The 5,090-nt window shown below is 38.8% G+C and carries 3 protein-coding genes and 1 pseudogene; 3 read left to right on the forward strand and 1 reads right to left on the reverse strand.

Going from position 1 to position 5,090, the window contains the following annotated elements; all coding sequences use genetic code 11:
* Positions 1-100: 100 nt before the first annotated feature.
* Positions 101-361: a type II toxin-antitoxin system Phd/YefM family antitoxin gene (locus tag KGF65_RS16285; protein ID WP_003680272.1), complete on the reverse strand. Its 261-nt coding sequence runs from the start codon at positions 359-361 to the stop codon at positions 101-103.
* Between the two features lie 115 nt (positions 362-476).
* Here KGF65_RS16285 and KGF65_RS16290 point away from each other — a divergent pair.
* The 3 genes and pseudogenes from KGF65_RS16290 to KGF65_RS16300 all read left to right on the forward strand — a co-directional run bounded on the left by KGF65_RS16290 (position 477) and on the right by KGF65_RS16300 (position 4,682).
* Positions 477-989, forward strand: a pseudogene (locus KGF65_RS16290) (site-specific integrase).
* Positions 990-1,503: 514 nt separating this feature from the next.
* Complete coding sequence (locus KGF65_RS16295) at positions 1,504-4,233, forward strand: MucBP domain-containing protein (protein ID WP_216786661.1); 2,730 nt, start codon at positions 1,504-1,506, stop codon at positions 4,231-4,233.
* An 11-nt stretch (positions 4,234-4,244) separates the two neighbouring features.
* Complete coding sequence (locus KGF65_RS16300; protein ID WP_054398011.1) at positions 4,245-4,682, forward strand: MarR family winged helix-turn-helix transcriptional regulator; 438 nt, start codon at positions 4,245-4,247, stop codon at positions 4,680-4,682.
* The last annotated feature ends 408 nt before the right edge of the window (positions 4,683-5,090 follow it).

A 5,090-nucleotide genomic window follows, 5' to 3' on the forward strand; every position in this document is an offset into this window, starting at 1 on the left:
CAATACATTTTGTATTTCTTCAAATGACTGACGTAATGGGCTTCTTAAAACTTTTTTTAAATCACCTTTAGCTGATGATTTTATTTTTACTTTCCAACGATTACTCATGATCAATTTCTTTGATCATTTCGTCTAAATCAACTGATTCATCATCTTTACGGCTGAAGGTGGCTTGAATCTGACCATTCATCATTAAGTTCATGGTTTCCTGTAATGCATCATAGTCTTTTTTTCCAATCAAAACGGCACTACGGCTGTCATTAGATCCTGCAATAATAACAGGTTGGGAGTCCCGATTAGCGTTTTTGATAAGTGAAAATAGGTTTGTTCGTGCTGTAGTTGGGTTAATAATTTTTTCCATATGTTTTCCCTCCTCAACTTATCTAATATTATAAGCGTACATGATAACGTACGTCAATTATAAACTATTATATCGTCAAAGGAGATTATGACTTATGTAACAAGTTGTCTTACCCATTAAAGATTCCAATGTCCTTAAAGAGGTTCAAGATACGTTACTCAATAACTTTAAAGCCGGCCGGCGTAACTATACGATTTTTCAAGTTGGCAAAGCGACACTGCTGCGAGTGAGTGACGTTATGAGGTTAAAACAGACCGATATTTTTAATCCAGACGGTTCTATTAACCAAAACGTGTTCATTCACGATCGAAAAACGGGTAAACCTAATACCTTGTACCAGTTCAAACAGAGATCTTATCGTACCGTCAATGGCTGCTTGATCATAAGCTAGATTCTGAATGGCTTTTTTTCTTCCATTCAGCACCCCGAGCGACATATCACGGAAAAACAGTTCTACAAAATCATGAGCAAGGTTGGCGATCTGTTAGGAATTGATTATCTAGGTCCCCATACCATGAGCAAAACCGGGGCTTCTCGCGTCTACACGCAATCTAATTACAATATTGGCCTAGTCATGCACTTATTAAATCATTCTAGTGAAGCGATGACTTTAGCTTATTTAGGCTGAGACCAGGCTAGTACTGAAACGATGCTGGATCACATTGATTTTGGGTAGGAGGCTGGCTTTATGGATTTAGATTTTGAAACCAACAAGCATGATCTTTTTGATGATTGGCATCAAAACTAAACAAGCCTTTACGCACAAGTTACAGCAACAAGCTCAAATTAAAAAAACACAATTGATTCTTATTTGTTGTTTTAATTTGAAAATTTAAATATTAATAGCTAAATAGTGAAGGCCTATGTATAATTGCTGAACTAGTTTTGCAATGTTTACTTGTATGTAATTCAATTTAAAGTTTAAGTGTGTTATTATTAATGCGGTTTATTGAGACTGTTTAATTTAGTTATGCGTTTTTTGCATGATTTTAAATACTTTCGTGCGAAAGATAGGCCCAATTTAAGGGATATCAGAGATTATTAGTAGTTGCTGTTCTAATTTAAATGGTTGGATAACCTTGATAAGCTGGGGTTTTAATAACAACATTTTTATTTAAAAATAGTGTGAAAGGTGGGTTTTTATGTTAAGGAATAATTACTTTGGAGAGGCTAAAACGCATTATAAATTATATAAATGCGGTAAGAATTGGGCTGTTATGGGGATTTCAGTATTTTCGCTGGGATTAGGGATGCTAGTTACAAGTCGGCCAGTGTCAGCTGATGTGGCAGCTACTAGTACCTCAAGTAGTGCAGTAAGGGCTGAAACGACCAGTGCAAGTAGTAGCAGTGCAACGAAGGCCGATTCAACCAGAGCAAGTAGCAGCAGTGCAGTAAAGACTGAAACGACCAGTGCAAGTAGTAGCAGTGCAACGAAGGCCGATTCAACCAGAGCAAGTAGCAGTAGTGCAGTAAAGGCTGAAACGACCAGTGCAAGTAGTAGCAGTGCAACGAAGGCCGATTCAACCAGAGCAAGTAGCAGTAGTGCAGTAAAGGCTGAAACGACCAGTACAAGTAGTAGCAGTGCAACAAAGGCCGATTCAACCAGTGCAAGTAGCAGTAGTGCAGTAAAGGCTGAAACGACCAGTGCAAGTAGCAGTAGTGCAGTAAAGGCTGAAACGACCAGTGCAAGTAGTAGCAGTGCAACGAAGGCCGGTTCAACCAGTGCAAGTAGCAGTAGTGCAGTAAAGACTGAAACGACCAGTGCAAGTAGTAGCAGTGCAGCAAAGGCTGAAACGACCAGTGCTAAAACACGCCAAACTGTAACTAAGATATCTTACAACACATTATTGCAACAATTACGTACAAGTAAGGCTTTGGCGACTGATAAAGAAGCTCTAACACATGTTACTAAGGAGAATTTTCTTGCTTACTTTTCATTAAACGGATCAGCCACTTATGATCAAAATACTGGTATTGTGACTATTACACCAGATGAATATAATAAAGTTGGAAATTTCTCTCTCAAGAGTAAAATTGATATGAATACTAGTTTTACTTTAACTGGTAAGGTTAATTTAGGATCCAATCCTAATGGAGCTGACGGTATTGGCTTTGCTTTTCATAACGGTAATACCACAGATATTGGTAATGCTGGTGGCAACTTGGGTATTGGTGGCTTGCAAAATGCTCTGGGATTTAAGCTTGATACATGGTCAAATGGTTATCAAGCTCCACAGTCTGATAAAGATGGTAGCCAAATCGATTCAACTAACTCTAATGATTTTGGTTGGAATGGGGATTCTATGAATGCTCCATATGGCACATTTGTTGATACTGAAAATGAAGAAGTTGCTACTAAGGATGGAATAAAAGTTCAAAGATGGTGGGCTAAAGATGTTGATGGAACTTCCCAAGCGTTAAGTAAGTCTGACGTAAACGGCCAATTTCATGATTTTACAGTTGATTATGATGGAGATACAAGAACATTAACAATCAAGTATACCCAAATAAGCGGTAAGATATTAACTTGGACTACGACTGTCTCGAATTCTAATCAAGCAATGGCAATGATTGTCAGTGCATCAACTGGTGGTGCTAAGAATTTACAGCAATTTGAAATAATGAGTTTTGATTTTAAGCAAGCAGCGACAGTTAATGTTAAGTATGTTGATACAAAAGGTAATCAAATTGCTCAAGGTGAGGTTACTTATCCAAATGGCGCTAATGTTAATGGTACTTATACTACAGGACAATTAGAAATTCCCAATTATAAGTTTGTAAGAATGGATGATGGTACTGCCACTGGAGCAAAAAGTTTGCCAGCGACGGGTACTCTAACAAAAGCTGGAGATAATGGGACGGTTATTTATGTCTATGCACCAGCGTACACACAAACAAGCAAAACAATTAGTGAAACCATTAAGTATATTGACCAAGATGGTAAAGAAGTAGCAATAGGATATACGGCAGATCCAATTACATTTGTGACAGTAACTAATCCAGTTGATAACACAACAACAACGTATTACTCAACTAAAGCAAAGACTGCAACGCTGGATGATAATGGTGTGCCAACAGAAGCTGGATGGACAAAAGCAGACAGTACCGATTTCGCAGAAGTAGTTAATCCAGAAGTTGATGGCTATAAGGTAATCAGTAATGATGCCCCAAATTCTGATTTGACAAGCGTTGAAGTTCAAACTGTCTACACTAATTCTAGTGATCTTGACTTCACGGTGGTTTATGCTAAGAATGCGCCAACTATTACAACTGAAAGCAAGACGATTAATGAAACTATCCATTACGTCTACAAAGATGGTACGACAGCTCATGATGATTATGTGGCCAAGCCGGTTGAATTTACGCGTGAAGTCTCAACTGATGCGGTGACAGGTGAAAAGACCTATGGGTCTTGGTCAGCAGATCAAAGCTTTGCGGCAGTAACTAGCCCAGCTATTAAGGGTTACACGCCAGACCAGGCTGAAATTGGGTCACAAACTGTGAGTGGTGACTCCAGTGATCTTGACTTCACGGTGGTTTATACCAAGGATGCGCCAACAAAACCAGTTAATCCAAGTCAACCAACGACGCCAGCAAAACCAGTTAACCCAAGTCAACCAACGATGCCAGCAAAACCAGTTAACCCAAGTCAACCAACGACGCCAACAAAACCAGTTAACCCAAGTCAACCAACGACGCCTGTTAAGCCGGTTCAGGCTGGTCAAGCAGCGGCTACTAATTTTGTGGATCAACGGTTGCCTCAAACTGATGAAACTGATCAACAACACATGACGCTGAGTGGCTTATTACTATTAGCCATGAGTAGTTTGTTAGGACTCTTCGGAATGACTAAGCGGCAGCGCAAAGAATAGGATGATATTATATGCTAAATCAGCAGCAAATTAAGAACCAGTTTGAGAGCTTAGCAACCCTGCAAGCTATTCAGAAACAGGCATACCAGATGTTAGTGCAAGGGCTGGCCACAACTGGGTTCTCAATGCGTGAGTGGGAAATATTAGTCTATCTTGAACAACACGGACAAGCTACTGCTAGTGAATTAGCTGATGCGTTCATGGTTACGCGCACACTAATTTCCAGGAATACCTGGCGACTGATTCAAGATGATTTAATTCAATCACAAGTAAATCAAACTGATCGACGAATTGTGCGGCTGACTTTGACTATTAATGGCCAAGAAACTGTCCAAAAAAGCGTTCGGCAAGTGCAAGAAAATTTAAAAACTTTCAACCAAAGTCACGATTTGGAGAAGTTGACTAAACAAGTGGAAACTTTGTCACAACAACTGGCTAAGATAAATTAAAAGTTTTTCAAAGTAAGTAAAGATGCCTTAATGTAAATAAAGATCGGTCCGTTAAAACCCTTGGGTTTGAGCAGGCCGGTCTTTTATTGAAGTGAAGCAAATTTAAACATTAAGATTATTTTTGCCTGTGACAATAATCATTTTGTATAACCAAGTAATCAATCAGGCACTACAAGTGGCTAAGCGTTCCCCTGTTAAAAGGGATTAGATAAAAATTTTTCTTGACGTTTTTTATATATAATGAGTAAAGTGTTTAGATAGAGTGAAATCAGGCCATAACTTAACAGTTGTGGCCTCTTTTTTGATGCTGTATAATTAAAGGGTTAGAACCGTGTCATTACTTAATGACATAAATAAGGAGATAAAAAGATGAAATATGGCTATGCGCGGGTCAGTACCACTGATCAA

The organism is Lactiplantibacillus sp. 30.2.29 (genome assembly GCF_018991255.1).
Lineage (GTDB): Bacteria > Bacillota > Bacilli > Lactobacillales > Lactobacillaceae > Lactiplantibacillus > Lactiplantibacillus pentosus.

What these genes read in the sequence shown, in the direction of transcription:
- KGF65_RS16285 (WP_003680272.1), bottom strand. Translation starts at nt 361, where the DNA reads ATGGAAAAAATTATTAACCCAACTACAGCACGAACAAACCTATTTTCA.
- KGF65_RS16295 (WP_216786661.1), top strand. Translation starts at nt 1,504, where the DNA reads ATGTTAAGGAATAATTACTTTGGAGAGGCTAAAACGCATTATAAATTA.
- KGF65_RS16300 (WP_054398011.1), top strand. Translation starts at nt 4,245, where the DNA reads ATGCTAAATCAGCAGCAAATTAAGAACCAGTTTGAGAGCTTAGCAACC.